This is a genomic window from Azospirillum fermentarium, from assembly GCF_025961205.1.
GTDB lineage: Bacteria > Pseudomonadota > Alphaproteobacteria > Azospirillales > Azospirillaceae > Azospirillum > Azospirillum fermentarium.
The window spans coordinates 390,001-416,360 of sequence record NZ_JAOQNH010000002.1 but is presented as its reverse complement, the minus strand read 5'-3'; the positions used below and the strand labels follow the sequence as shown (position 1 = coordinate 416,360).

At 67.7% G+C, this 26,360-nt stretch carries 20 protein-coding genes and 1 pseudogene (1 of these 21 running past the window's edge); 8 read left to right on the top strand and 13 right to left on the bottom strand.

Annotated elements, in window-relative coordinates; all coding sequences use genetic code 11:
- The first annotated feature begins 7 nt into the window (after positions 1–7).
- The 3 genes and pseudogenes from amrS to M2352_RS16790 all read left to right on the top strand — a co-directional run.
- Positions 8–1,015: an AmmeMemoRadiSam system radical SAM enzyme gene (gene amrS, locus M2352_RS16800; RefSeq protein ID WP_264665710.1), complete on the top strand. Its 1,008-nt coding sequence runs from the start codon at positions 8–10 to the stop codon at positions 1,013–1,015.
- A gap of 12 nt (positions 1,016–1,027) precedes the next feature.
- On the top strand, positions 1,028–1,237 hold the full coding sequence (locus M2352_RS16795; RefSeq protein WP_264665709.1) for a radical SAM-modified peptide, FtsH ternary system-associated: 210 nt from the start codon (positions 1,028–1,030) through the stop codon (positions 1,235–1,237).
- 176 nt (positions 1,238–1,413) lie between these two features.
- Positions 1,414–1,569 (top strand): annotated as a pseudogene (locus M2352_RS16790) (IS5/IS1182 family transposase); the annotation flags it as partial.
- A gap of 12 nt (positions 1,570–1,581) precedes the next feature.
- Here the strand turns inward: M2352_RS16790 and M2352_RS16785 are convergent.
- From M2352_RS16785 to M2352_RS16725, 13 genes are all read right to left on the bottom strand, one after another.
- Entirely contained in the window at positions 1,582–2,193 is a 612-nt protein-coding gene (locus tag M2352_RS16785; RefSeq protein WP_264665708.1) for a DUF924 family protein, read from the bottom strand.
- Positions 2,194–2,237: 44 nt separating this feature from the next.
- Positions 2,238–3,368 (bottom strand): aminomethyltransferase family protein, encoded by a 1,131-nt coding sequence (locus tag M2352_RS16780; RefSeq protein WP_264665707.1) that lies wholly within the window; start codon positions 3,366–3,368, stop codon positions 2,238–2,240.
- Positions 3,365–4,198, bottom strand: a complete 834-nt coding sequence (locus tag M2352_RS16775; protein WP_264665706.1) for a TauD/TfdA dioxygenase family protein — start codon at positions 4,196–4,198, stop codon at positions 3,365–3,367. Before M2352_RS16775 ends, M2352_RS16780 begins: the two co-directional genes overlap by 4 nt.
- 64 nt (positions 4,199–4,262) lie before the next feature.
- Entirely contained in the window at positions 4,263–5,063 is an 801-nt protein-coding gene (locus M2352_RS16770; protein ID WP_264665705.1) for a class I SAM-dependent methyltransferase, read from the bottom strand.
- On the bottom strand, positions 5,060–6,259 hold the full coding sequence (locus M2352_RS16765; protein ID WP_264665704.1) for an aminomethyltransferase family protein: 1,200 nt from the start codon (positions 6,257–6,259) through the stop codon (positions 5,060–5,062). The genes M2352_RS16770 and M2352_RS16765 overlap by 4 nt, the downstream gene beginning before the upstream one ends.
- A complete protein-coding gene (locus M2352_RS16760) occupies positions 6,256–7,584 on the bottom strand; it encodes a class-II aminoacyl-tRNA synthetase family protein (protein ID WP_264665703.1) in 1,329 nt (442 codons plus the stop codon). Before M2352_RS16760 ends, M2352_RS16765 begins: the two co-directional genes overlap by 4 nt.
- A 6-nt stretch (positions 7,585–7,590) precedes the next feature.
- On the bottom strand, positions 7,591–8,370 hold the full coding sequence (locus M2352_RS16755; RefSeq protein WP_264665702.1) for a class I SAM-dependent methyltransferase: 780 nt from the start codon (positions 8,368–8,370) through the stop codon (positions 7,591–7,593).
- Positions 8,361–9,293, bottom strand: a complete 933-nt coding sequence (locus M2352_RS16750; protein ID WP_264665701.1) for a radical SAM protein — start codon at positions 9,291–9,293, stop codon at positions 8,361–8,363. Before M2352_RS16750 ends, M2352_RS16755 begins: the two co-directional genes overlap by 10 nt.
- Complete coding sequence (locus M2352_RS16745; protein WP_264665700.1) at positions 9,290–11,035, bottom strand: B12-binding domain-containing radical SAM protein; 1,746 nt, start codon at positions 11,033–11,035, stop codon at positions 9,290–9,292. The genes M2352_RS16750 and M2352_RS16745 overlap by 4 nt, the downstream gene beginning before the upstream one ends.
- Before the next feature lie 15 nt (positions 11,036–11,050).
- Positions 11,051–12,499 carry a radical SAM/SPASM domain-containing protein gene (locus M2352_RS16740; RefSeq protein WP_264665699.1) on the bottom strand — a complete coding sequence of 483 codons (1,449 nt, stop codon included), beginning with the start codon at positions 12,497–12,499 and terminating at the stop codon, positions 11,051–11,053.
- A 136-nt stretch (positions 12,500–12,635) separates the two neighbouring features.
- Positions 12,636–13,142 (bottom strand): PaaI family thioesterase, encoded by a 507-nt coding sequence (locus tag M2352_RS16735; protein WP_264665698.1) that lies wholly within the window; start codon positions 13,140–13,142, stop codon positions 12,636–12,638.
- A 789-nt stretch (positions 13,143–13,931) separates the two neighbouring features.
- A complete protein-coding gene (rnk, locus tag M2352_RS16730) occupies positions 13,932–14,357 on the bottom strand; it encodes a nucleoside diphosphate kinase regulator (RefSeq protein WP_264665697.1) in 426 nt (141 codons plus the stop codon).
- Between the two features lie 39 nt (positions 14,358–14,396).
- The gene (locus M2352_RS16725) at positions 14,397–14,789 is read right to left on the bottom strand and encodes a GreA/GreB family elongation factor (RefSeq protein ID WP_264665696.1); all 393 of its coding nucleotides are present in this window, start codon (positions 14,787–14,789) and stop codon (positions 14,397–14,399) included.
- A gap of 295 nt (positions 14,790–15,084) precedes the next feature.
- Here M2352_RS16725 and M2352_RS16720 point away from each other — a divergent pair, with 295 nt between their 5' ends.
- The 5 genes from M2352_RS16720 to M2352_RS16700 all read left to right on the top strand — a co-directional run.
- Complete coding sequence (locus M2352_RS16720) at positions 15,085–16,344, top strand: Glu/Leu/Phe/Val family dehydrogenase (protein ID WP_264665695.1); 1,260 nt, start codon at positions 15,085–15,087, stop codon at positions 16,342–16,344.
- 136 nt (positions 16,345–16,480) lie between these two features.
- Positions 16,481–18,142 carry a sensor histidine kinase gene (locus tag M2352_RS16715; RefSeq protein WP_264665694.1) on the top strand — a complete coding sequence of 554 codons (1,662 nt, stop codon included), beginning with the start codon at positions 16,481–16,483 and terminating at the stop codon, positions 18,140–18,142.
- Entirely contained in the window at positions 18,126–18,767 is a 642-nt protein-coding gene (locus M2352_RS16710; protein WP_264665693.1) for a response regulator transcription factor, read from the top strand. The genes M2352_RS16715 and M2352_RS16710 overlap by 17 nt, the downstream gene beginning before the upstream one ends.
- A 227-nt stretch (positions 18,768–18,994) precedes the next feature.
- Positions 18,995–20,260, top strand: coding sequence for a sensor histidine kinase (locus M2352_RS16705; protein ID WP_264665692.1), 1,266 nt, complete (start codon positions 18,995–18,997; stop codon positions 20,258–20,260).
- Positions 20,261–21,113: 853 nt separating this feature from the next.
- Positions 21,114–26,360, top strand: partial view of a DUF3320 domain-containing protein gene (locus M2352_RS16700; protein ID WP_264665691.1) — the 5' portion only. The gene runs 363 nt beyond the window's last position; the window shows 5,247 of its 5,610 coding nt (coding positions 1–5,247); the start codon lies at positions 21,114–21,116; the stop codon falls past the right edge of the window.

Here is a 26,360-nt window from a genome sequence, read left to right as displayed (position 1 = left end):
AGCGCGCATGCAATGGACCCCCGCTGCCTTTTCCGAACCAACCGCCGGCCAGCTGCGCTGTACCCTGTGCCCGCACCATTGCAAACTCGGGCCGGGCGCCGTCGGCCAGTGCGGCGTGCGCCGCCATGGCGACGGCGGCATGCAGACGCTGGCCCACGCAACGGCGGTTCAGCATTTGGACACGGTGGAACGCAAGCCTTTCTATCATTACCGACCAGGCACCAGGGTACTGACGCTATCGGCGCCAGGGTGCAGCTTCCGCTGTCTGTACTGCCAGAACTACCGGCTGTCGCAGTATGGCAGGGAACCTTCCGTGCCCTGGACGGCAGCACCGGTCGATGTGGCGGCGGTTCTGGACGCGGCCACCGAGGCGAAGGCTGCCATTGCCTTTTCATACACCGAACCGACCTTAGCCGTGGAGCTGACCCTTGCACTGGGCGAGGCCGCGGCCGAACGTGGCGTTGCGATCGTCTGGAAATCCAACGGTTTCATCACCGCCGCTGCAATCGACGCCGCAGCCCCCCATCTGGCGGCCGTGAACATTGATATCAAGGCAGCGCACGACCGGCAGCACGAGGCGCTGACCGGAGCCCCCCTGTCGCCCGTCCTGGCGGCGATCACCCGCTTCCTGGAAAGGGGGGTCTGGGTCGAGATCAGCACGCCTCTGATTCCTGGTCTCAACGACACGGCAGCGGCACAGCGTCAGCTCGCCGCGTTGATCGCCACCTATGGCCGCGACGTGCCCTGGCATCTCGTCCGATTCGTCCCCGACTTCCGCATGCAGCGGGCAAAGCCGACGCCGGCCGGCGTGCTGTCGCAGGCAGTGGACATAGCCCATGATGCCGGCCTCCATCATGTCTATGTTGAGCGGGCTCTCGGGCCGTCGGCGCGCAACACGTTTTGTCCGGGGTGTGGGGTGGAGGTCGTCGAACGGGATGTCTGGGCGCTGCGGCGGATCCGGCTCACCGATGGGCACTGCCCCACCTGCCACGGTGTGGTCGCCGGGCGCTGGTGAAGGACCAAGATCATGACCGAGTACCGGTTCAAGGACAGCATCCCCGACCTGTTTCACCCCACCGATTATGATGTGGCTGAGAACGCGCGGCGTCTGCGCATCCGCATCCGCCACACCGACGACGGCGTGGAGATCATCGGCGATGCCCTTTCCGCGTCGATCATCGAAGAACTCTTGGAGAAACTCGATCCCGCTGTCATCGAACAGATGCTGTGCGGCTGATCGGAATATCCCAGCCCCCGAATTCCAATGCCGAGACGCAGTGCCGGGTGGTGAACGTGCTGGAGCGGCCATGATGCTGTCGATCCCGGCCCGGTGTGCGCATCCACCGAGAGCTTCGTGCCTGAAATCCGAATCGAGGTGAGCGACGAACTGTGGGCGGTGATCGCACCGTTGCCGAGGGCAGCGAGCGCCGTGGCCGCCACCGTTGGAAGGTCGAACGCACCCTGGCGTGGTTCGCCCGTTTCCGCCGCATCGTCGTTCGCTATGAGCGCCGCAGCGATGCCTTCGCTGCTTTCCATCATCTCGCAGCCGCCCCGCATGAGCGGGGGTGACCGTTCCTTCCTTCAGCCGGCGGCGGCCGGCAGGGTGCCGGTTGCGAGGAAAGCCTCCTCCGCGGCGCTCGGCACCCGCTGCAGGATCGGGTTGCGGTGGGGAAAACGGCCGAAACACCCGATGATCCGGCGGTAGCGCTCCGCCGCGGCGGAACAGGCCGAGAAATGCTGCCGCTGGTGCGGCGGGGCCGTTTCCAGCAGGCGGGCGAAGCAGGCGCACGACAGGGCCTGCGTCTCTGCGTCCTCCGCGTGCAGGAGCGGCAGGTAGAAGAAGTGCCGCTCCACAGGGCACAGCTTCCGGTCCAGCCCCAGCGCGATCCCCGTCCGGGTCAGGGCCTGGGCGGACCCGTCGCCGGCGAAGGCCCGCGGCGAGCCGCGGAAGATGTTGCGGGTGAACTGGTCGAGCAGGAGGATGAGCGCCAGCCGCCCCGCCGCCGTCCCGGACCAGGAGTCCAGGGAGCCGGCCAGTGCCTGTTCCACCAGCGCCCCGAAACGGTCGGCGATGAGCCGGTCGAACGCCGCATCGGCCTTGAACCAGCGGGCCACGTGACGCTCCAGGGCCGGGTCGGGGGCCGACGGCGAATCGCCCAGCCAGAAACCCACAACCTCTGCCGGACGGACCATGCCGTTTCCTCCCCTGCCGCCGTTCGTGGATATGAATCCGGCGGTCACAGATGCAGCCGCCTGTTGGCCGGGTCATACCAGCGGTAGCCGTCGGCGATGCGGGCGGGAGAGCGGGCTTGGCCGTCGTCGATCTCCACGGCCGTGCCGGCGACGGCCAGCGCCGCCGGCACCCAGCCGCGGGCGATCGGCTTGCCCAGTGTGGGGCTGTATCCCCCGTTGGTGATGCGCCCGACCGGCGCGCCGGCCGCCGTCAGCGCCTGCCCCGTGCGGGGAACCGGGCCGCCGTCCGCCATCTCGATCCCCACCAGCCGGGTCCGCGCCCCCTCCTGCCGCCGCTGCCGGAGGATGCCGGCGCCGGCCAGATCAGCCTTGCGGCGGGCGACCAGCCAGTCCAGGCCCAGTTCCACCGGTGTTGCCCCCGGATAGAAGTCGTTGGCGTTCACATAGCCTTTTTCCAACCCCAGGATCATCGCCGCCCCGATGCCGTAGGGGGCCGCCCCCACCGCCCGGCCCAGGTCCGCCAGGGTTTCCCACAGCGCCGCGGCGTATTCCGGCCAGACGATGAACTCCACCCCCGCCTCCCCGGAGAAACCGGTCCGGGCGCACAGGACCGGCACCCCACCCACCGTCAGAGCGCGGATGGCCCGCAGGGGAAGGGACGGGACATCGGCCACCGGGCGCAGCATCGCCCCCGTCTGCGGCCCCTGAACCGAAATCACGGTGACGCCCAGCGGGTGGACGGACAGGCCCGCACCACGGATGCCGGCAAGCCAGGGCTTCGGCTCCCGCACGCCGAAGAAGCCGGTGCCCGCCGGCAGCCTGGCGGGGTTCGGCCCCGGCACGGTCACCAGGAACCGCTCCGCGTCCAGGCGGAAGACCATGCCGTCCTCGGCCACGCCGCCGCCGCCGTCGAGCATCAGGGTGTACAGCCCCTGCCCCGGCGGGCAGGCGGCGAGATCGCGGCTGCACACCGTCTGCAGGCCCGCCAGCGCGCCGGCTCCCGACACGATCAGGTGGCTGAGGAAGGGGAACTCCGTGAAGCCGGCACGGGTCCGCACAAGGCGGACCTCCTCCTCCACCGACGCGTAGGCCGCGGGCAACTGCCAGCCGCCCCAGTCGAGAAAGCGGGCCCCGGCCTCCGCGTGGTGCCGGTGAAGAGGGCTGTAGAGCTTCATGCGCGCGGCAGCCGCGACGGCATGATGTCGGCCAGCGGCGGCTCGCTGACGATCACCCGCCGCAACAGCCGCCGTGCCCCCGCCGTGCGGCAGTGCTGGAGCGCCAGATTGTCGAAGATGATCAGGTCGCCGGGCTGCCAGCGGTGGGTGTAGATGTTCTGCGGCGCGTAGAGGTGGGTGAAGATGTCCTGGAGCAGCCGGTCGCTTTCCTCCGGGTCCATGCCGTCCACGGCGACCGACAGGTATTCGTTGACGAACAGGATCTCCTCCCCGCTTTCGGGATGGGCGAGGATCGCCGGGTGGCTGGTGCCGCAGCACGCCACCGCCCGGCGGTCCACGTCGGCGCGGCTCAGCCGCTGCCCCGACCGCTGGCCCACATCCACGATGTCGGAGGCATGGAACACCGTGTGCCCGGCCACCCGCTCCCGCAGGGAGGCCGGCAGGGCGGCGCACAGCCGGACCACGTTGATGAAGCCGGTCGCCGCCACGCCGTCCCCCGCCACCTCGTCCCCCCACAGGGACACCACGGGCAGGGGAACCCGGGTGAAGCTGAAATCGGCGTGATAGCCGATCCCCTCGTCCACCCCGGCGGTCACCATCGAATAGGGCCGGCCGTCGTTCAGGGAGCCGCGCACGGTGCCGAACAGCCCGACGAACCGCACATGCGCCTCGGCGTCCAGGTCCGGTTCGTGGAACACCAGCAGGTAATGGGTGCGCAGCAGGCGCCGCAGCGTCTCCGCCTCGGCCCCGGTGATGCCGTTCTTCAGGGAGCAGCCGGTGATCCGCGCTCCCAGGAGGGGGGAAAGGGGGGTGGCTTCGATCTGGCTCATGGCCGTCACCATCGGACAGGGTTGCGGATGGACGCAGAGACGGGGGCCGGTGCCGCCCGCCCCCTCAGCGGTCGGCACGGAGTGAAAACATCAGCGGCAGACTGTGCGCCCGGTCCTTCATGCCGTAGCGCCCGCCCCCGATGTCTTCCAGATAATCCAGGCAGTTGAACACCATGAACGGGTATTCCCGGAGCGCGGTCACACGCAGCGGCGCCTGCGCCACCGCGGTGACGATCTCGCCCAGGCTGTGGGGCCATTCGTAGGCGGTGCGCTCGATGGGGGCGCCGGGGTCCATGCACGCCCCCTTCTTCACCTGGGCCACCGGCCCGGTGCCGGGAAAATAAGGAAAGACGAAGCGGGTGCCGGTCTCGTCCAGCATGTTGAACAGGGGATGGAAATCGACGATGTAGAAGAACCCGCCCGGCTTGAGCATCCGGGCGATCAGCCGGCCCAGCCCGGCCAGATCCGGCAGCCAGTGCAGAACCCCATAGGATGCGAAGACGATGTCGAAGGGCGCCAGCCCCAGCCCGCCGGTATCGTAGACGTTGCAGCAATGGAAATCCGCCGCCAGCCCGGTGTCGCGGGCAAGCGTGCGGGCGAAGGCGATCGCCTCGTCGGAATAGTCGATGCCGACGGTCTCGGCGCCCAGACGGGCAAGGGACAGGGTATCCAGGCCGATGTGGCATTGCAGGTGCAGGATCCGCCGGCCCCGCACGTCGCCCAGCGCTTCCCGCTCGACGCCTTTCAGCGAGCAGCGCCCGGCGCGGAACCCGGCCACGTCGTAGAAGGCCGAGCCGGCGTGAATGGGGGTCCAGGCGTTCCACAGATCCCGGTTGGCATCGTCGTAGCGGTGGGCGGTGGTCATCCGGGCATCTCCTGCAACGGTGCGGGGGTGGGGGTGGAAAGAGACGGGGAAAGCGGCAGGGCGGCCCGGCGCCGGCTGTCGGCGGGATCGTCCCAGCGGTAATCCGCCGCCACCAGCGCGGTGTCGCTGCCGCCGGGCGTCTGCACCGTCAGCCGCGTGCCGGGAACGGCGCGGCCGGCGGCGACCCACCCGCGCGCCAGGGTGCGGCCCAGGGCCAGACTGCGGGCGCTGGCGGTGACGGTGCCCACCGCCGCCGTCCCGGCCCGGATCGGGGTTCCGGGCACCGCCGCCACCGGACCGGCAAGTTCCAGCCCCACCAGCCGCGTTTCCGCCCCCGCCGCCAGCCGCCGCTCCAGCGCGGCCCGGCCCTGGAAATCGGTGTCCATGGCCACCAGTGCGGTCAGCCCCAGTTCCAGGGGGGTGGCGCCGGGGTAGAAATCCCGCCCGGCCAGGAATCCCTTCTCCAGGCTGATGGGCGTCAGGATGTTGACCCCGCAGGGGGCCATGCCGTGCGTCCGCCCCCAATGCTCCAGGCGCCGCCACAGGGCCACCGCGTACTCCGGCCAGACCAGGATGTCGAATCCCACCTCTCCGGAATAGCCGCTCCGGCTGACCAGCGCCGGGATGCCGTCGAGATGGAGCTGGCGGCAGTCTCCGAACGCCATCCCGGCGACATCGGCCCCCTGCGCCAGCACCGCCGGGGACGCCGGCCCCTGCACGGACAGGAGCTGGACACCCAGAGGGTGGACGCAGGCCACCCGCCCGGCGGCGGCATCGGTCAGCCAGGGCTTGCCGTTGCGTGCGCTCAACAGGCAATCGCCGTCGGAATCATGAAAGGCGAACCGGCCCCGGCCCGACACGATGAAGCGGCCCTCCGACACCCGGTGCACCGTGACCTCCTCGATGGCCGTCCCCTCGGGTGCCAGGGCCAGCGCCTGGAAGGTCCGGCCCGGTAACTGCGCGGCCACGTCCACGGTCAAGGCGTGCTGCAAGGTGGCCAGGGCATCCCGCCCGCACACCAGCGTGTGGCTCATGAAGCCGTACTCCGCCACGCCGGCGGCGTGGCGCAGCCGCCCGGTTTCCGCGGCCTCGGTGGTGTAGACGGCGGGAACCTGCCAGCCGAAATAGCCGGTGAACCGGGCTCCGAGCCGGACATGCTCCCCATGGAGGGCGGTATGGAGCGGATGCCCGGTCATGCCCCCGCCTCCCCGGCCGGGGAAACCGGCCGTTCCCGGTAGAAGCTGGTGTAGCGCTCCTCCCGCTCGGTCAGCAGGCGCCCGGTGGTGGCGGTGCCGCAGGCGGCGCACGGTTCACCATCGCCATCGGTGAAGGTCAGCTTCGCCAGAGCCGCGGGCGGTGCCGCCACCCGGCTCTGGCAGGCGTGGCGGGGGCAGCAGGGAGCCACCCGGTGCAGCGTTCCCTTCCCGGCGCGGGCGGCGGCCAGGGCATCGCGCTGCCTCTGCCGCGACCGCTCCCGCAGCATCCGCTCGAACAGGGTCAGCCACCTCTCCGCCTCGTCCAGGGCCGCCGCCAGGGTCGGGTGGCGGGAAGGGGGCGCGCCGAACGGATGGCGCCGGTGGAGCCGCCAGCCGCCGTCATCGCGGACCACGGCGCACGGAGCCCCGGTGTCCAGCAACGCCCGACAGGGATCGCAGCCCGGCGGCAGGGTGCGGATACGGTCCGCTCCGTCAGGGCCGTCCGCACCGATCACCGCCACCCGGACCGGGGCCAGCCGGGGGGGATGGAGGAAGCCATGGCCGTCCCGATGGTGCAGCAGCAGGGCGGCCAGCAGCTTCTGGCTGAAGCAGGCGGTGTTGACGTGCCGGGCGGCCAGGGCGGGAAAGCCGTTTTCCACGGGAAAGCCCGCGTCCATCCGGTGGGACACCGCCAGCGTCTGGAAGGCGTCGGCGCCGCCGCCCAGTTCGACCGAGAACGTGGCGCGGGTGAAGGGAAAGGCGGTCATCGCCGGACGGGTGCCGGTCAGCGGCTCCAGGCACAGATCCTCGCGGCACAGCGCGGTCAGGGCCGCGTTCACCTTTTCCCACGCCGCGGCGGCCCCCTCCTCCCCGGTGTGGGCGCTGAAGATCTCGCACTTGCCGTATTCGCCGAAATCGAGAAAGCCCCGGTGGGCCTCGTCGAGAAAGCAGCGGCTCCAGGCATAGGCCCGGTGCGGCAGGTGCCGGCCCTGCCGGATCAGGGCCTGGACGTGGTGGAGGTAATGCAGGTCGGAGAACGGCGCCAGGACCAGACCGGAACCGTCCGCCCCCGCGACCGGCAGCAGCCGGCGGGCCCCCGGCCCGAGATAGCGCTCCAGGGGCCGGCGCGGGGCCAGGGCCGGCAGGCGGATCTCCTCATAGCCCAGGGGGGCGAGCCGGGCGGCGGTCAGCGCCTCCAGCCGGCGCAGCAGCCCCATCCCCATGGCCCCCCAGGCGACGTACGGGGCGGCGGCGGAGGCATGAAAGACGTCGGCGGCGGCGAACAGCCCGGCCGGGTCCGGCGGTGGGGCGGGATCATCGCGCATGGCCGCTCACCCCGCCGCCGGGCCGGGAAGGAACGGTTTGCGCGCGGTGACCACGCCGTACCCCGGCTGCAGCGATGCGTGGACGGTGGCCCCGGTGAAGCCGGCATCGGTCATGATGGCGGCGAAGGCGTAAGGGTCGGTGTGGTATTCGATGGGATGGCCCTGGTCCTGGTCGTAGATCCACTGCACGGCCCGGCGGGCGGCGTCGTTGGCCGCGGTTTCCTCGGGATGGCGGCGGCGCAGGGCCTCGGTCTCGGCACGGTAGCGGGGGCCGGGGCGGAAATGGTCGATGTTGACGAAGCGGCCCCCCGGCCTCAGCATCGCCAGGATGATGGCCGCCACCCGCTCCTTGTTGCGGATGTGGTGGAAGGTGCCCGCCGACAGGACGATATCGACGCTGCCGGGGGGCAGGTCCAGCCGGTCCAGGCGGCTGACCACGAAGCGCACCTCCGCCGCCCCGTCATAGGTCTTGGCGCTGGCGTGGCGGATCATTTCCTCGGAAAAATCGACACCGATGAAGCGGGCGTTGCGGGTGAAGCGCAGCATGGCCTGGATGCAGGCTCCGGTGCCGGTGCCGAGATCGACGACCGTCACCCCGTCCGCCGGCCCCAGCTCGCGCTCGACCACGTCCCATGCCCACCGGGCCCAGGGGGCGGTGTCGGGGGTCCAGGCGCGGGCGTCCAGCCGGGCGGCGAAATCCTCGAAATACGCATGGGTCCGCCGCCGGGTGGCGCGTCTCCGGCTGCGGAAGCCGGCCAGGATTCCGGCATTCGCTGTTACGTCCATGACCGTTCCCCCTCCTGTTCCATCCGGCCATAGGCGGCGTGCTCGATGGCCGTGTTCGCGCGGATGGCCCGGCCGGAGCAGGCCGCGCAGGGATCGCCGGTGCCGAACGCGCCGGCCAGCATCGCCGCCCGCCGCCGTTCCATCTCCGCCCCCAGCCAATAGTCCCCGACCGGCATGTCCTGGACCCAGGACGCAGGCGGTTCCAGGGCGAAGGTGGCGCAGCAGCGGTGATAGCCGCCGTCCAGCCCGACCGCCACCGACAGCCATGGCCGGTCGCAGACGCCGAGTTCCAGGGCATCGGGGGTGAAGGCGGCGCGGTCGATGGTGCCGCCCCAATTGCCGATGTCCCGTTCCTGCACGAAATCCGCCAGTGCCCCCCACTCCCGCCGGAACGCCGGGGTGGCGGCGGCGAAGGCGGGAAGACGGAAGACGTGCACCGTGGTCAGCGGCGGGTTGCCCCGCCCCTTGCGCACCAGGAACGCACGGGCGCCGCGGACCACCCGGTCATGGACGTCGCGGCCCACCAGCCAGCGGTACCCTTCCGCATCCGGGGCGTTGAGGCTGATCGACAGGTAATCGACCCGCCCGTCCAGCAGCCAGCCCGGAACGCCGTCGGCCAGCGCCAGCCCGTTGGTGTTGAAGCCGGTCCGGATGCGGAGGTCGTGCGCCTTGATCTGCGCGAACAGATCGGGCAGGCCGGGGTGCAACAGGCTTTCGCCCAGCCCGCCGAGATTGATCTGAAGGGGGCCGCCGCCGCGGCACCCGTCGAGAACCGCGGCCAGCACGTCCGCCTGCAGGTCCAGCCCATCGCTCTGCGCCCGCACCGCCTGCCGCTGACACATGCGGCAGGACAGGTTGCAGCGGCGGGTCAGCTCCACCTCGATCACGGGGGGAAAGGGCGGCAGCGCCGCGTTGCCGGTCATGCCCGCACCACCTCTTCCGCCGCCGCCCGCTTCGCCGCCGGTCTGGCGGCGGGCAGGCCGGCGACGGTGTCGGCGATGATGCCCCAGCGCCCCGGCGCCGGCGTCAGCCGCACCCGGCGGCAGGCGGCGAGCCGCTCGGTCATGAACGCCTCCAGCCGGCGGGCGTCGCGGTCCAGGCCGCATCGGGTGGCGCTGTTCTCGCCGCTTTCGCTGGTGTAGTCGATCCACGACCCGTGGAACCACGTGCGGGGGCCGAGCGTCAGGGTCAGCGTGTCCACCGGCGCCTCCCGCACCGCCGGGCTGGACAGGGCGGCGGCCAGCGACGGCAGCGGCGCGAAGGGATCGGTCACCGTGATGGCGGCGTCGGGGCCGTCGCGCACGACCGTGGTGCGGCGCTTGTCCGCCCGCAGGGCGCCCAGCCGCCCGTCGGCCTCGGCCATGAAATCGACGATGGCGTGCCGCTCCCCCTGGGGGTAGACGCCATAGGGGTGGTGCGTCCGGCCGGCGGGGTCATAGTAACGGGCTTCGCGGTCGTAGCCTTCCTGCGTGAACGCCAGGAAATCGGCGAACGTCCGCCGCTCGACCGCCAGCCCGTGGAAGGCCGGTTCCTGCGCCAGCGGCGTGCCGGGAATGACGTGCAGGGGGCTGAAGCGCCAGTCGCGCACGCAGCCGAACTCCCGGCTGAGATCCTCGATGAAGGCCAGCCCCCGCGCGCGGTGGTCCGCGGTCTCCCACGGCATCCCGACGATGCCGGTGGCATCCACGTGGACGTTGCCGCGGGCCTCGGCATGGCGCAGGACGGAACGGATGGCGGCGTCGGTCACATGGGGCTTGATCAACCGCTGCCCGGCCAGACGGCGGCGGTGGTCCTCGGCGAAGACCTGGACGTCGAAACAGATGCCGACCTGCGCGAAACGCTCCGACAGGGTGTCGATGATGGCCGGCGTCGGCAGCCCCCAGTGGAAGTAATAGCAGCTTTCGAACCCCGCCGGCAGCGCGGCGCCGAGATCGCGCAGGAACGCCTCCGTCCGGCGCAGGGACGGGTGCTCGTAATCGAAGATCAACTGCGACCGCCCGGCCAGGGCCGCGGCATCGGCGGCCACCGCCGCGACCCGCCGCATCCGCGGGGCGCCGCGGCCCAGGATGCGCCGGCCGCTCTCGCGGTTTTCGATGCAGTAGAAACAGGGGTAGGAGCACCCCCGCCCCAGCCACACATACCCCGGCACCTGATCGGGACGGTCGATCAGCGTCGCCACGGGATCGAGCCGCACCTCGTCCAGCGCCATGGGCGCCACGGCCCCCGCCACCGGCGGGTGGTAGCCGGCGGCGGTGAAGCCGTTGGACACCGTACCCTGGCTCACCAGCAGCGGCAGCGATGCATCGACGTCCCCCACCAGCACGATGTCCACCAGCCCGGTGGCGATCAGTTCGGCGGGAAAGGTGGAGGCGGTGTGCCCGCCCATGATGATGGGCAGGCGGGGAAAGCGGCGGCGCACCACCCCCGCCACCTGCAGCGCGCCGTAGAGCGTGTTCCACCATTTGCAGGCGATCGCCACGTACCGCGGCCGTTCCCGTTCGATGGCCGTCGCGACATCCTCGTCCAGGCTGGCGCCGGACGGCATCCGCACCCCGGCCTCGTGCCCGCCGGCGCGCAGGCTGGAAGCCAACCACAACAGCGCCATGTTCAGCACATGGTCGTCGGCCTGGCGGGTGCGCGGCGGGTTGAAGAAGAGAACGTCCATGGGCCGGGCCTCCGGTCAGATGAAGCGGCGGAAGCCGGTGGCGGGGGCGAACGGCCGGCCGTGGTCGATCAGGGCGGTGATCCGGTCCTGCAGATCGGGGTGCAGGTCGGGGATGATCTCCGCCTCCAGCATCCGCATGGCCTCGCACGCCCGCGGGTCGCGCGCCCGGATGTCGCCGTAGGACAGGAGCGCGTTGGACCGGCACCCGCCGCCGCACAGCCGGGAATAGCGGCAGGGGCCGCAGTCCGGCAGGTCGCGGATCGCCATCTCGCGCATCGCCATGTGCGGCCGGCCGTGCCACACCGGCCCCACGCCGGACACGGCGACATTGCCCAGCACCGCCGGCGGGTGGACCTCCAGCGACGCACAGAACACCGCCGTGCCGTCGGGCTTGATGGTCATGTTGGTCAGGGCGTATTTGCACGGGTGGTCGTCGGGCCGGTGATCCTCCAGGCCGCTGTCGAAGGAATCGGTGCGGAAGAAATCCGACAGTTCCATGCGAAAGCCGGGACGGTCCGTCAGCCAGCGCATCAGCAGGCGCTTGAAGACCAGGATGACCTCCTCGAATTCCACCTCCAGCGTGTCGTGGAACTCGCGGTAGCGGCCCAGCACCTTGGGCAGGCCGATGCGCCAGCCCTTGATCGACGGGTGGCTGGCCATCCAGTCGTAGAGCTGGTCCATCTGGTGCAGGTTGGTGCGCACCGCCATGGTGTTGATGAACACCCGGCAGCCGTGGGCGTCCAGCCGTTCCATCGCCCGCTGGAAACCGGGGAACACCCCTTCCCCCCGCACCGCCTCGTAGGTGTCGGCGGTCAGGCCGTCCATGCTGATGTAAAGGGCGCCGTTCTCCTTGAACCGCCGCGACAGCCGTTCGGCCAGCCGCTCGTTGAGCAGCGTGGCGTTGGTGCTGATGACGTCGAGGTACATGCGGTGCCGGTCGATGGCGTCGATGATCGTCCACAGATCCTTGCGCATGGTCGGCTCGCCGCCGGAAATCTGGATGCGGCGGACATTGTGGGCGTCGAGGTCGGCGATCAGCGCCAGGATCTGGTCGGTGGTCATCTGACGCGACAGGGCCGCGTCGGTGTTGAAGTCGGAATTGAAGCAATGGGCGCACGTCAGGTTGCAGCGGCCCGTCACCTCGATCAGCACGTCGGACAGGTGCGGCGGATCGCAGTAACGGTAATAGGGCGCTTCGGCGGGCTGGGCGCCATCGTGCAACGCCACCACGCCGTCCTCGGCCTGTGCCGTGATGAAGGCATCGGCATCGCCGGGGGATACCCCCACCTCCGCGGCGATCCGGGCCACCGTCCGCGTCCCGTCGCACAGACGCAGGGCGGCCAGCTGCGGCTCTTCAAGCTCGTAGTACTCACCCGTCATGTAATTCATCAGGTAACGGACGCCGGGGCCGATCTGCCGCAGGGCAAAGCGTTCGTCGAGAAGCGGGTATGCAGTCAAAGGCATGGCGTCATCCCTGGGTAAGGCCGCGGGGAGGGGCGGACGGCTGGGCACGGGAAAGGCCGGGGCCGGTTGCGGGTGCGAAGGCAGCGCAACCGGCCCCGCCGCCGAAGCGGAAGGCGTGCGGGAGGACCGGGAGGGCTCAGGCCTTGCCCAGGGCCTGATAGATCTCGCCGATGGCGGGATCGGCACACATGGCGTAGCGGGACAGATCCTGCTGCGTGTACAGGGTGTAGGTCGCCGTGCAGCTTGCCAGCACCCGGCCGGCGGCGTCGGTGATCTCACCCACCATGACGACTTCGCCGTCACCCCGCTTCCCGGCCACCCTGGCGGTGGCGCGCACGTCGGTATCGACCGGAACCAGATCGTAATATTCGGTGGACGACTGCTTGAGCATGGCCGGCGCCCTGGCCAGGGCCAGCGCGCCATGGCCGGTGACCGTGGCGAGCGCGGTGGCGACGGCGCCGGGGTGAGCCCCCGTCACCTTGGGGCTGCGCCACCCGGACATATGGCCCGGAATACGGAAGCTGGATTCCACACCCTCGCCGTTCTGGACGATGTGCATGGTCAGGCCGGTTTTGTTGTCCGGGCTCGTAAAGTCCTGATAGCCACGAAGCCGGGGAACTTCTCTGCCTGCTTTGGTGGTCATGATGGCACCTGCTGTCATGGGATAAGACAAGCACCTCCACACGCTTCGGCCACACGCCTCAAAAAGCAGCAAACCGTTCTTTTGCCGAACAGAGGTGCACGCGAACGCCGGAACAGGTGCCCACCGGCCGCCGTCAGGGAAAACAGCCCTGGCCCGCGCCGGTGGGCATCCGTTCTCAGCTGTAGTTGGGCATGCCTTTGAAGTTGGCTTTGCGGATCACTTTCTTGATCGTGGCGGACATGAGACGTTCCTCTTTCAAAAAGGGAAGGAAATGCCGCAGGCCGTTTCGCAGAGGCATAAGCCGGCGAATGCGCCGAAAGGGCGCAATGCTCGGTTCTATGCTTCTGAATAAGCCGGCCTATCAACCGGCAATGGGATCATGAGGCCGGAAGAATTTTATTGTCGAGAATGAATTTCGAAAAGTCGTGTTTTTTCTGCGTTGCATGCAAAGGTAAACCGCAAATTCAACTACATGAACATGACGCAGTTTTATATTCGATGAAATGTTTTATTTGAGATTTGTTTTCATTAGCTTTAAAAATATTCCCCCAAAGACTCGGGAGAATCATGGTGCGATATTCTTGATTTTCCACTTCATATGATAAAATTCATATGCTCTTTGAGTGTTCTGTATGTTTTGTTACTAAGAATGGATTTGGAAACCGCTTCAATGGCAGACTTGCCGGGGTAGCATGCGTGCCATGGCGGGCATGTGTCATGCCGCCGGAGACGCCGATACGGACCTCACAGTCACGGACAGACGGGCGCCGGCGGACGCCCGTCGTGTTCCTACGGCATCTCCGCCGCGTCCCCATGGGAAACCGCTTCAACCGTCAGGTGGCGCCAGACCCCCATACGGTTTTGCCAACCGATGCTCTGGCCGGCGCGAAGTCCGATCAGGGCCGCGCCCACCGGCGTCATCACGGACAGCCGATGGTGCGATGCATCCTCCTCCATCGGCCACACCAGGGTAACGCTGCGCCGCTGCCCGGTATCGCAGTCCACGAACGTGACATGCGAACCGATGGTGACGCTCGACGGCGGCAGGGTGTCATCCGGCACGACGCGGGCACGATCCAATTCGCGTTCCAGATACTCCGCCACCTCCGGCAGCCGGTTCCCGGCGGCAAAGGCAAGCTCGGACAGCCGCTCGTGGATGCTGCTGGTCAAGGTGATGGTCGGCAGCCGGCCGGGCCGCGGCGGTGTGGTCATCATACGATCCCTGCGGGAGATAAGGCGAAGTGAGGAAGCCGCTCAGGCCGGCAGGACGCGCTCGACCGACAGCCAGCGCGTGGTGCCGTCCGCATCGGCGCAGGGCATGCGTGCTCCCTCGCGCAGGCCCAGCAAGGCCACCCCCAGAGGCGATGCGACGGTGATCTGGCCATCCTTGAGCGGCTGGTCCGGGTACACCAGTTCGCCCCATTCGGACGGCTGGCCGTCGTCACGGCGAAACAGCACGCGGCTGCCCATGCGCACGATCGTTTGGGGCAGATCCTCTTGCGGACGGACGATCGCACGCTCCAGCTCGCAAGACAGGAACGCCGACACATCCGGAGCCTGCACAGCCAGCCGGTCCATTGCCCGCAGCAGGCGTCCGTAATCCGCACGCCCGATCCAGATCAGCGGCCGGTCAGCTTCCTCGTTCATCTGCGTATCCTCGAATGCGCGGCGGCGGCGGTGCAGGCCGGGACAAATTCTCCTCCATGCGCTTCGCCGGTTGCCATCCGTAAGATTACGGAACGCATCCCGCGACGGTTTCTTCAAGAAATTATCGTTTTATTTCAATGGTTTGATTGAATTCGGTATTATTACGGATATTTCGATCCGCATTATTCCTGAGTAGAACAAGGTCCACATATGCCCGGAACGGCAGGCGGAACCTTCTGGGAAGGACGTGCGGCCCTGCTCCGGCGCTCCTGACCGACACATGAGGGACGACACGATGGACGATCTGTTTTCGGGGGCGTTGAGCCGCCTGAACGAAGCCGCACAGTACGTTGAGGTGGACTCCGAGGTTCTCGAGAAGCTGAAGTACGCCAAGGAGACGCTGAGCGTCCGGCTGTCCGTGCGTATGGACGACGGGTCGCGCCGTTCCTTTCCGGCCTGGCGCTGCCGCTACGACGACACCCGCGGGCCGACCAAGGGCGGCATCCGCTTCCACCCCAGTTCCAACGTGGAGGAGGTGACCACGCTGGCGTTCTGGATGACCTTCAAGTGCGCGGTGATGAACCTGCCCTACGGCGGCGGCAAGGGGGCCGTGAAGGTGGACCCGCACAGCCTGTCCAAATCGGAACTGGAGCGCCTGTCGCGGGCCTACGTGCAGGCCTTTGCCGGCATGATCGGACCGGACCGCGACATCCCGGCCCCGGACGTCTACACCAACTCCATGATCATGGGATGGATGGCCGACGAGTACAGCTCCATCGTCCGCCAGCCGAGCCCGGCGGTCATCACCGGCAAGCCCCTGCCACTCGGGGGCTCGGTGGGGCGCGATGACGCGACGGCCCGCGGCGGGTACTATCTGCTCAAGCATCTGGAAGCGGACCTCGGCCTTGCCGGCTCGGACAAGCGCGTGGTGGTCCAGGGCTACGGCAACGCGGGCTTCCACATCGCCCGCCTGCTGCACGCGGACGGCTACCGCATCGTCGGCCTGTCCGACTCGCGGGGGGCGATCGTCTGCGAGGAGGGCCTGGACCCCCATGCCGTGCAGTCGGCGAAGGAGCGGGGCGGTTCCGTGACGGCCTACACCGCGGGCGGCACCCGCGTCGTGAGCGAAACCGAGCTGCTGGGCACGGCCTGCGAGGTTCTGGTCCCCGCCGCTCTGGAGGACCAGATCCACAAGGGCAACGCCGGCCATATCAAGGCCCGCATCGTTCTCGAACTCGCCAACGGCCCGATCACCCCGGAGGCCGACCGCATCCTGGAGGAGGCGGGCACCATCGTCCTGCCCGACATCCTGGCCAACGCCGGGGGCGTGACGGTGTCCTATTTCGAGTGGGTGCAGAACCGCCAGGGCTACTACTGGGGCCTGAGCGAGATCCATGAGCGCCTTCGCTCGATCATGGAGACCGAGGGCCGCTGCGTGTGGGATATGCATGCGGCCAAGGGTATCTCCATGCGCACGGCAGCCTATGCCCATGCGCTGGAAAGGCTGTCGAGCGCCATCGCCGCACACGGGACGCAGCCGTTCTTCATCGGCTGACCACAGATCGGCCGGCCACCGTGGCGCAAGGACGGGAGTTCGCGGGCTCCCGTCCTTGTTGGGATAGGTGAATCCGTCGGGCGGCTGTATAATCCACGTCTTGCCGGCGTGTGCCACCCCGAACGATTGCCTTGAGATGCCTTTCCTCTCCAGCCGCGCCATGGGAGCGCCCTTTCCCGCCGTCCCGACCGGACGGGATGCGCTCGTGCTGTCGCTGGCCTTCCTGGCCGCCTACCTGGCCATCGACTGGCTGACCTTCATCCATCCGCGCCCGAGCCTGAACATCACCCCGTGGAACCCGCCGGCCGGGCTGTACATGGCCCTGCTGCTGTGGACCGGGGCCCGCGGCGTGCCGATGGTCTATGCGACGCTGCTTCTGGCCGATCTGGTGGTGCGCGGGCATCCGGCGTCGATCCCCTCGCTGCTGCTCGCGAACCTCGTCATCGTCGCCGGGTATGGGGCCGCGGCCCATGTGCTGCGCCACCGGGCGGCCATCAATCCGGCGCTGGACCGGGTGCGTGACGTCGGCTGGTTCGTCGGGGTCACCTTTCTGAGCGCCGCCGTCGTGGCGCCCGCCTTCGTCGGCGTGTTCATCCTGGACGGCGCCCTTGCGGCCGCTGAACTGCCGATGCTGGCGTTCCAATACTGGCTGGGGGATGTCATCGGCATCGCCATGGTCACCCCGTTCGTGCTCCTCCTGTACCGGCCGGGGAAGACACCCGCCTGGAGTGTGCCGGAGACGCCCTCCCCCGCCCAGACGGCGGCCATCGCCGCGGCTCTCCTGCTCGTCTTCCTGCCCATCGGCGACGGCCGGTTCAACCTGTTCTACGTCCTGTTCCTCCCCCTCGTCTGGGTGGCCGTTTCACACGGCCTGCCCGGCGCGGTGATGGCGGCCCTGGTCATACAGAGCGGCCTGATCGCCGGGTTGCAGGCGATCGGGTTTCCCCTGCACACCGTGATCTATTACCAGACCCTGATGCTGGCGCTGGCCATCACCGCCCTGTTTCTCGGCGCCCTGGTCAGCGAGCGCCGCGCGGTCGAGATCCAGTTGCGCGACCACCAGGCCGAACTGGCCCATATCGCCCGTCTGGCGGTGACCGGGGAGATGGCGTCCGCCCTGGCCCATGAGTTGAACCAGCCGCTGCTGGCCTCCATCAGCTACGCGCGCGCGGCCCAACGCATCCTGGAAGGCAGCGATACCCCGCCGCGGGCCCAGGATCTCATCGACAAGGCGGTGATCCAGGCGGAGCGGGCCGGCGAGGTCATCCGGGGCCTCCGCACCTTCCTGCGCAAGGGAACGCTGCAGCTGGCGCCGGAACCGGCGGCCGGCATCGTACGGGAAACGCTCACCCTGGCACGGGCGGATGCCTCCTACAACCGGGTTCATCTGCACGTGGATATGGCGGAGCCCCTGCCGCCTGTGCTGTGCGACCGCATCCAGATCGAACAGGTTCTCCTCAATCTGGTTCACAACAGCATCGAAGCCATCGTCTCGGCGGACAGCCCTGTCCGCGACGTCATCATCAGGGTTCGATCGACGCCACCCGGCGGGCTGACCTTCGGGGTCGAGGACACCGGACCCGGCGTCGCCGCCGACATGATCGACCGCCTGTACTCCCCGTTCGCGACCACGAAGCCGGCGGGAATGGGGCTTGGGCTTCCGATCTGCCGTTCGATCGTCGAGCGCCACGGCGGAAGGCTGTGGTTGGACCGCACCTCCGCCCACGGTTCCATTTTCCAAGTGTTTTTGCCTGCAGCACGTCTGGATGTCGGCCCGTCCCATGAACGAACCCAATGATCTTGCCGATGATCTTGCCACCGCGGAACCGGTCGTCTTCATCATCGACGACGACGAGGCCGTGCGTGACGCGCTTGCCGCCCTGGCCGAAGTGGCCGGGCTGTCCGTGCGCACGTTCGCCAACGCGCTGGAGTTCCTGCAACGGTACAACCCCACGCAGCCGGGCTGCGTCGTGGCCGACCTCCGCATGCCATACATGGACGGGCTCGAGCTTCAGGAGGAGTTGTCCCGGCGCGGCCATGGCCTTCCTATCATCATCATCACCGCCCATGGCGAGGTGAGTTCCGCCGTCACCGCCTTCCGGGCCGGAGCCGTCGATTTTCTGGAGAAACCGTTCGACGACCGCGTCTTCCTGCGCCGCATCCACGAGGCCCTGCAGTGCGATGCCCACCAGCGCCGCGACCGCTCCGCGGCGGCGGCGGCCCTGGCAAAGCTGAACCTTCTGAGCCCCCGCGAACGGGATGTTGCGGAACTCATGGTCGAGGGCTGCGCCAACAAGACCATCGCAACCCGCCTCGGAATCAGTGTCCGTACGGTGGAGACGCACCGTGCGAACATCCTGAGCAAGCTTGACATCCGCACGCTCCCGGAACTCATGCGTCTCTGGATGCACAGACTGAACTGAAGCGGGCCTTCCGGGGGGCCGTGACGAATGCTGTGCGTGGGAGGCCGGCCACCCACAGTGAGCCGTGCCGGGTTCGCCAGCGGCCGGCTTGGGTGTTGTTTTTCACACGCTGAAGTTCAGCGCTGCGAAGAAGGGTTCCCTGCATTATAGTCATGGGCCATGAAGCGTTCGAGTGCGCCTTCACGCACGCCTGTATCGGCGTGGGAACCGCCAGGAAACCGTGGCCGATGCCCCCTACCGACAGCGATGCCCTGCAACTGTCCACCCTGCGTGATGCCGACCAGCTGGCGGCAATCGTCGATCTCAACGAGCGTCTGTTCTTCGCCCGTGACCTTACGGCCGTGATCACGGTGCTGCGGACGGCGGCGCGCCGGCTGACTGGCGCCGATGGCATCACCATCGTGCTGCGCGACGGCGACCTGTGCCATTACGTCGATGAGGATGCGATCAGCCCGCTGTGGAAGGGACAGCGGTTTCCCATGCACACGTGCATCTCGGGCTGGGCCATGCTGACCGGCCAGCCGGCGGTCATCCCGGACATCTACGCCGATCCGCGCATCCCGCACGAGGCCTACCGCCCCACCTTCGTGCAGAGCCTCGTCATGGTTCCGGTCGGCGCGCCCGCCCCCGTCGCCGCCATCGGCGCCTATTGGGCGGCACGGCACACGCCGAACACGAATACCGTCGCCCTGCTGGGGGCCGTCGCCCGTTCGGCGGCCCTGGCGCTGTCCAACGTCCGCCTCCTGGAATCATTGCAGAAGGCGGCCGAAGCCGCACAGACCCAGGCCATGGAGGTGGTGCGTGCCAACACGGCGCGCACCCGGCTCCTGGCGGCGCTGAACCACGATCTGCGCCAGCCGGTTCATGCCCTGACCCTCGCCACCGACGCCCTTTCGTCGCGGGTGACCGCCCGCGAGGCGGCTTACGTGACGACGATGAAGCATTGCCTGGGCGTTATGACGTCTCTGCTGGAAGGCGTGCAGGATCTGGTACGGATGGACAACGGCGCGATCGCCGTCCGGCTCGAAGACGTCCCGTTGGATGATCTGACGACGCATGCCGAGGCGACATTCCGTCTGTCCGCCGAAGCCAAGGGGCTGCGCTGGCACCTGGATGGGGCCGGCAGCGGCGTAACGGTGCGCACGGACCGTCTGCTTGCGTCGCGCATCCTCCACAATCTCCTCGACAACGCCATCAAGTATACCGACCGGGGAGACGTCCGGGTTGTGTGCCGCCCTGCCGGCGACAGGCTGTGGATCGACGTCTGCGACACCGGCCGAGGCATTCCGGCCAGCGCCCTGGGCGACGTCTTCGAAGAGTTCTATCGTGTTGAAACCCGAGACGGCATCGACGGCCTGGGCTTGGGGCTGTTCATCGTGAAGGCGCTGGCGGACCGCCTCGCCCACCCGGTCACGGCGCAATCCCGTCTCGGTAGCGGAACCACGATCAGCGTCGCTCTGCCGCGGGTATCTGGTCCGCCGGTGGCGGATTGAACGCACGGGGATTACTCGGCGTGGGGTCAAGAGCGGAGCGAGGACAGCAAAATGATCTTGCCCCCGTGTCGCCTTCACCATTTCGCCTCCTGTTCGTCGCCGATGTTACCCGGCTATGGGAGGCGTTGCACGGGAGCAAGGTCACCGTCTGGTATCACACTTTCTCCACTCTCTAGTTTCTCGTTGCTTCTAGGAGAAAATATGTCTGCACCATTAAAATTCATTCTCCCACCCACCCGGCTTCCTGGAAATTCGATTGCCCCGCAGCTTATTATGTTTTGAATATAAACATCGCCATCGGCATGCAAGCCGTCGCCATTCATGCCATATTTCATAAAACTACCGTTAGAATCAATTGTCTTAGTTCTTGCCTGTACGAATTTAATAGGAGAACCAAAATAACAATTTTCAAAAAGAACTGGAACCTTTTACACACACCCTTCTTGCATCAAGCGAGGCTTGCTTGTGTCTTCCTAAGCATACCTCCCTAACTAAATTATCCATTAACTTTCTGTTATCACCCCAGAATTCTCCATTCTCAGGATTATTATCCGACTCTCCAATTGTGTAATCCGCTACCCACCATAAGACACAGCATTCAATAAATGGAGAATCGCTGTCTTCTTTACTTCATTAACAGACATAAATCGCCTCCAATCAATGCGTAGATTTACGCTAAATTATTCTGAATATTTTGCATCATAAGCACTGTGAGGATTTTTAACATAGCAATCATTATCTATGCGTGCATATCTTTGTCACCCAACCTTAGAGACATACCTTCTGCCTTTTAAGTTTGCAAAAACATGAACACTATATAACCTTAGCGTAGTAGCACTATGGGATTCAAGGCATGTCAGTTGATTCGTTTGAGGATATCCGCACCAAATCCGCGTTCGACGAGACGCTTCCCGCCCAGGAGAAGCTCAACCGTGCACGTATGGAGTTGCTGGATCTCTCCACGCGCAACCGCCTGCTCAACGTTCCCCGCCGGTCGAAGGCAACGCGCGCCATCGACATCGCCGACGAACTCTCCACCGAAGTGTTCCGCCTGCTGGTGCGCGAGAACCGCAGCTTCACCTTCGTTCCCGGTCGCGCCGCCCCCGGCGAGGCAAAGGACGCCGAATCCGCCACTGAATCCGCCACTGAATCCGACGACGACGCGCCCGGCGACGAATTCCCCCTGCTGGCCCAGCCCGACGATGATCCGCTCGACGAGCGCGGCATTGCCCAACGCCATAGCGACACGCGGCTGCAAACCCGGCTGACCTCCGAGGGGTTGCAGCGCCGGCTGCTGGATCTGCACGTCGATGCCCGAACCTTGCAGGAGGAACAGGGGGTCAACATCCTCTATCTGGCGCTCGGCATGCTGACATGGCGGGAAACGCCAACGGCGGAGGTCGAGCGTCATGCACCGCTGCTGCTGGTTCCCGTCAACCTGGAACGCGGAACCGCCGCCGAAAAGTTCCGTCTGCGCTGGACCCAGGAGGATGTCGCCGGCAACCTGTCGCTGGAGGCGTTCCTGGACCGCGTGCACGGCTTGACGCTGCCTGACCCCGGCGAGGGCGACGACATCGATCCAGCCGCCTATTTCGCCGAGGTCGCCGCCTGCGTCGCCGGAAAGCCCGGCTGGTCAGTCCGCCCGGACGACATGGTGCTGGGCTTCTTCTCCTTCGCCAAATTCATGATGTACCGCGACCTCGACCCCGAGACATGGCCGGCAAGCGCGTGTTTCACCGACCAGCCGCTGGTGAAATCCTTGCTCGGCGACGGCTTCGAGGAGGCCGGCCTGCTGCCCGACGACACGGCGGTGGATCCGCTCGTCGGCCCGGTGGAGATGCTGCACGTCGTCGATGCCGACAGTTCGCAGACCCTGGCGATCCACGAGGTGCGGCGGGGGCGCAATCTGGTCATCCAGGGACCGCCCGGCACCGGCAAATCGCAGACCATCGCCAATATCATCGCCTCGGCGGTCGCCGATGGAAAGACGGTGCTGTTCGTCGCCGAGAAGATGGCCGCGCTCGACGTGGTCAAACGCCGCCTCGACACCGTGGGCATCGGCGACATCTGCCTGGAGCTGCACAGCAACAAGGCCAACAAGCGCCTTGTGCTGGAGGAGCTCAAGCGCACCTGGGAACTGGGCCACCCGCGCGGCGATTCGGACCCTGCCCTGCTGCGCCGCCTGGAAAGCTGCCGCGACACGCTGAACGCCCACGCCGCCCGCCTGCATCGCCGGCACGAGGCGGCGGGACTTAGCCCCTATCAGGTCATCGGCCATCTGGTCCGCCTGCGCCAAGCCGGGCAAGGCCCGGTCGATGTCCGTCTGGATGGGCCGGAACGCTGGAGCCGCGACGACAAGACCGAACGGGAAGAGCGTCTGCGCGACCTCGTCCGCCGCATCGATGCCATGGGGTTGCCAGCCCAGCATCCGTGGCGTGGCGTTGGTTTGCCGGCGATCCTGCCGACCGAGTTGGAACGGCTCACCGAACGGATCGCCGCGCTCGCCGACCGCATCGCCGCCCACGCGGCGGAACGGCGGAGCCTGTCCGACGCGCTGGAAAGCGGCTGTCCCGACACGTTGGGCGACCTCGATCCCCTGCTGGAGCGCGCACGCAGCATCGCCGCCGCACCCGACCTGTCCGTCGCGGCGATGACCGCCGACATCTGGTCGAACGGCCAATCCGCCATCGCCGCCGTGATCGACACCGGCTTCGCCCTCCAGCGGCTGCGCGGGGACATCGCGGCGTCGTTCAGCGACACCGCCTGGGGCATGGATCTGGACTCCGCCCGCGCCAACCTGGCCGCTCTTCCCGCCGATTTCGGGGATGATGCCATGGCGCTGATCGCCGCGCTCGGCGGCAAGCTGAACCGCCTGACGGCGGATCGCGCCCAGTTGCGCACCCTGCTCGGCGTCCCCGACGACGGCACGCTGTCCGGTCTCGGGCGCCTGATCGCCATGGCCGAACGCAGCGCGGAGTTGCCGGACCTGGAGGCGGATTCCGTGGTTGCCGCGGTTTGGGAACGCGGGATCGACGACGTCGCCGATCTGGTGGACGCCGTGCGCGCGGTCCAGGCGATCCGGGCCGAGCATGGCGGCGCCTTCAACGACACGGCCTGGGACACCGACGTCGCGGCGGCGCGCCAGACACTGGCGGCACACGGCACCGGCTTCTTCCGCCGCTTCAACGGCGACTGGCGACGCGCCGACCGGCTGGTGCGCTCGCTGCTGACGGCGCCCGAACCGCCACCGTTACCGCAACTGCTGGCCCGGTTGGACGCGTTGCTGGCGGCGCGCAAGGCGCTCGCCACGCTGGCCGACCGCGATGCGCTGGGCCGGGAAGCCTTCGGCGCGGCGTGGCGGCGGGATCGCTCCGACGTCGCCCTTCTCGACACCGGCATCGCCTGGATGCGCAGCTTGCGCCCGCTGGGAATGGAAGTCCGCCTGATCGCGGCGCGGGTCGCCGACCGTCCGTTGGTGGGGGAATTCGCCCGGCGCTCGGCGGCGCTGCTGGCCGACGTGCAAACGGATTTGACGACGCTGTTCGACCGGCTCGCCGCCGGAAACGCCGCCCCCTTTGGCGAAGCGGCGGTGGCCGACCGCGTCCCGCTTGCCCAGTTGATGCCCTGGCTGACGGCGTGGGCGCAGGCCGACCGGCTGTGCCGCGACGCGATGCCGACACCGCCCGCCACGCTCGGCGAGCGCACGGCGCTGCTGGAGCGGCTGGCCGAGGGGCAGAGGTTGATTGCGGGACTTCACGAGGCCGACGCGCTGGCATCGCAGGCGTTCGGGTCGGCATGGCAGGCTGCCGGTTCCGACTGGGATCGTCTGGCGGCGGCCCTCGACTGGATGTGCCGCAACGAGGCTCTGCGCGCTCTCGCCGCGCGGCTTCCCGATCGGTCGGATCTTTCGCCATGCTCCGACGCGGCGGCGCGGGAGTGCGATGCGCTGACCGGCGCCATTGCCGCCCTATGGCGCGACCTGACCTTCAAGCCCACCACGGTGTTTCCGGCCGACTCCCCTTCGGAAATCACTCTGCCGGCCTTGCTGGAGCATTTGATCGGGTGGCGGGACCACGCGGAGCAGATCAGCCGCTGGATGGCCTATCGCGACCGCGCGGCGCTTGCACACGCCTCCGGTCTGGGCGATCTCGTCGCGCGGATGGCGGACGGGCGCATCGCCGGTGACGACGCGGTTTCCGTCTTCGAGATGGCTTACTTTGAGGCGCTGTTGGCCGATATGGTCCGACATGACCCGGAATTGGCCCGTTTCGACGGCGACGCTCAGGCGCGGCTGGTTCAGGAATTCGCCGATCTCGACCTCAAGAGGATCGAACTGGCCCGGTTGGAGGTCGTGGTCGCTCACCACCAGCGCCTGCCCAAGGGCGGTGGAGCGGCCGGTCCGCTTGGTGTGTTGCGGGGTGAAATGGCGCGGCGGCGCGGCCATATGCCGATCCGGCAGTTGATGCTGAAAGCCGGGCCGGCGGTTCAGGCGCTGAAGCCGGTGCTGATGATGAGTCCGCTCTCGGTCGCCCAGTTCCTGGCACCGGGGGCCGTGACCTTCGATCTGCTGGTGATCGACGAGGCATCGCAAATCCAGCCCGTCGATTCCTTGGGCGCCATCGCCCGCTGCCGGCAGATGGTGGTGGTGGGCGACGAACGGCAGTTGCCGCCGACCCGCTTCTTCTCCCGCATGATCGCTGGCGACAGTGGCGAGGAGGAGGATGGCGGCGCCTCGGTCGCCGATATGGAAAGCATCCTCGGCCTGTGCCACGCGCGGGGATTGCCGCAGCGTATGCTGCGCTGGCATTACCGCAGCCGGCACCAATCGCTGATCGCCGTATCCAACAGCCAGTTCTATGAGAACCGCCTGTTCATCGTGCCCAGCCCCTATTCGGTCGAGGCTGGAATGGGGTTGCGCCTCCATCACCTTCCCCACGGCGTCTACGACAGCGGCAACACCGGCACCAACGCGGTGGAAGCCAAAGCCGTCGCCGAGGCGATCATCCGCCATGCCAAGGAACAGCCCGGCTTGTCGCTGGGAGTGGCAACCTTCTCCATCAAGCAACGTCGCGCCATCCTGGACGAGGTGGAACGGCTGCGCCGCCTGAACCCCGACACCGAACCCTTCTTCACCGCCCGCCCGGATGAACCATTCTTCGTCAAAAGCCTGGAGAACATTCAGGGTGACGAGCGCGACGTCATCCTGATTTCCGTCGGTTACGGCCGCAACGCCCAGGGTTCCATGGCCATGCGTTTTGGTCCGTTGAGTTCGGAGGGCGGCGAACGTCGCCTGAATGTGCTGATCAGCCGTGCCAAACGGCGTTGCGAGGTGTTCGCGTCCATCACCGACGAGGACATCGACACCGAGCGCGGCAAGGGCAAGGGCGTGTTCGCCTTCAAGCTGTTCCTGCATTTCGCCCGAACCGGTCGTCTGAACATGGCTGTCGCGACCGACCGCGAGCATGACAGCGTGTTCGAGGAGCAGGTCGCCAAGGCGTTGCAGGCGCTCGGGCACGACGTGCATCCACAGGTCGGGTTGGCCGGTTTCTTCATCGATCTCGCCATCGCCGATCCGGAACGACCGGGTCGATTCGTGTTGGGCATCGAATGCGATGGCGCGTCCTACCACAGCTCGCGCTCGGCCCGTGATCGCGATCGGTTGCGGCAGGCGGTGCTGGAGGATCATGGCTGGATTATCCATCGCATCTGGAGCACCGATTGGTTTCAGCGACCGCAGGAACAGCTTCGCAAGCTGGTCGCCGCCATCGATGCGGCGAAAGCGGAGCTGGATGCTCGGATCGAAGGAAGCGCCGCCCGCCACGCCCGTGCAGTGCCGATCGAAATCGTCACCATCGACCGCCACGACGTGACGGAGGTCGGCCTTGCCCCCGACGCCGGCGGCGCCCGCCCTTATCAGGAAGCGTCCCTCTCCGTTCCGTCGCAGACCTATGAGTTGCACGATGTGCCACTGGGTCTGATGACGGATCTGGTCGTCGGGGTGGTTGCCGCCGAAGGCCCGGTGCATCGTGATGAGATTGTCACGCGGCTGCGGACTCTGTGGGGGCTGCAAAGGGCTGGCGGGCGCATCCAGACTGCGGTC

Excerpts from the sequence above, each read along its gene's own strand:
- amrS (WP_264665710.1), top strand. The coding sequence starts at position 8 with ATGCAATGGACCCCCGCTGCCTTTTCCGAACCAACCGCCGGCCAGCTG.
- M2352_RS16795 (WP_264665709.1), top strand. The coding sequence starts at position 1,028 with ATGACCGAGTACCGGTTCAAGGACAGCATCCCCGACCTGTTTCACCCC.
- M2352_RS16785 (WP_264665708.1), bottom strand. The coding sequence starts at position 2,193 with ATGGTCCGTCCGGCAGAGGTTGTGGGTTTCTGGCTGGGCGATTCGCCG.
- M2352_RS16780 (WP_264665707.1), bottom strand. The coding sequence starts at position 3,368 with ATGAAGCTCTACAGCCCTCTTCACCGGCACCACGCGGAGGCCGGGGCC.
- M2352_RS16775 (WP_264665706.1), bottom strand. The coding sequence starts at position 4,198 with ATGAGCCAGATCGAAGCCACCCCCCTTTCCCCCCTCCTGGGAGCGCGG.
- M2352_RS16770 (WP_264665705.1), bottom strand. The coding sequence starts at position 5,063 with ATGACCACCGCCCACCGCTACGACGATGCCAACCGGGATCTGTGGAAC.
- M2352_RS16765 (WP_264665704.1), bottom strand. The coding sequence starts at position 6,259 with ATGACCGGGCATCCGCTCCATACCGCCCTCCATGGGGAGCATGTCCGG.
- M2352_RS16760 (WP_264665703.1), bottom strand. The coding sequence starts at position 7,584 with ATGCGCGATGATCCCGCCCCACCGCCGGACCCGGCCGGGCTGTTCGCC.
- M2352_RS16755 (WP_264665702.1), bottom strand. The coding sequence starts at position 8,370 with ATGGACGTAACAGCGAATGCCGGAATCCTGGCCGGCTTCCGCAGCCGG.
- M2352_RS16750 (WP_264665701.1), bottom strand. The coding sequence starts at position 9,293 with ATGACCGGCAACGCGGCGCTGCCGCCCTTTCCCCCCGTGATCGAGGTG.
- M2352_RS16745 (WP_264665700.1), bottom strand. The coding sequence starts at position 11,035 with ATGGACGTTCTCTTCTTCAACCCGCCGCGCACCCGCCAGGCCGACGAC.
- M2352_RS16740 (WP_264665699.1), bottom strand. The coding sequence starts at position 12,499 with ATGCCTTTGACTGCATACCCGCTTCTCGACGAACGCTTTGCCCTGCGG.
- M2352_RS16735 (WP_264665698.1), bottom strand. The coding sequence starts at position 13,142 with ATGACCACCAAAGCAGGCAGAGAAGTTCCCCGGCTTCGTGGCTATCAG.
- rnk (WP_264665697.1), bottom strand. The coding sequence starts at position 14,357 with ATGATGACCACACCGCCGCGGCCCGGCCGGCTGCCGACCATCACCTTG.
- M2352_RS16725 (WP_264665696.1), bottom strand. The coding sequence starts at position 14,789 with ATGAACGAGGAAGCTGACCGGCCGCTGATCTGGATCGGGCGTGCGGAT.
- M2352_RS16720 (WP_264665695.1), top strand. The coding sequence starts at position 15,085 with ATGGACGATCTGTTTTCGGGGGCGTTGAGCCGCCTGAACGAAGCCGCA.
- M2352_RS16715 (WP_264665694.1), top strand. The coding sequence starts at position 16,481 with ATGCCTTTCCTCTCCAGCCGCGCCATGGGAGCGCCCTTTCCCGCCGTC.
- M2352_RS16710 (WP_264665693.1), top strand. The coding sequence starts at position 18,126 with ATGAACGAACCCAATGATCTTGCCGATGATCTTGCCACCGCGGAACCG.
- M2352_RS16705 (WP_264665692.1), top strand. The coding sequence starts at position 18,995 with ATGCCCCCTACCGACAGCGATGCCCTGCAACTGTCCACCCTGCGTGAT.